Source organism: Dietzia sp. CQ4 (genome assembly GCF_014145125.1).
In the GTDB taxonomy this organism is placed as follows: domain Bacteria; phylum Actinomycetota; class Actinomycetes; order Mycobacteriales; family Mycobacteriaceae; genus Dietzia; species Dietzia natronolimnaea.
In genome coordinates this window covers 1-262 of sequence record NZ_JAALDZ010000365.1, presented here as the reverse complement: position 1 = coordinate 262, position 262 = coordinate 1, and the positions used below count along the sequence as shown (strand labels likewise).

General features: G+C 76.3%; 1 protein-coding gene. It reads right to left on the bottom strand.

Features of this window, described 5'->3' with window-relative positions:
- Positions 1-262, bottom strand: a 262-nt coding sequence (locus G6031_RS17065; RefSeq protein ID WP_182653910.1) for a DUF3027 domain-containing protein, incomplete at both ends; no start/stop codon positions are given.

Sequence of the window (262 nt, the reverse complement as noted above, 5' to 3'; positions counted from 1 at the left end):
GCCGCGCTCGGCGGCCCATCGGGCGGCGGCGGCCGACCGGCCCTCCCGGCTCAGGTGCCGTGGCCTGCCGAGCCCGACGGGGCCGGCGACCTCGTCGAGTCCGTCGTCCCCGGTGAGGAGTTGTCCCGGGACCAGACGCTCGTCGTCGTCCGCGGGGGGCAGCAGATCACCGGCACCCAGATCGCCCGGGCGGATCCTCTTCTCCCACGGCACCCACTCCGGGGCCACCACCGAGTCGGGACCGGGGAGGAGCGAGATCTCG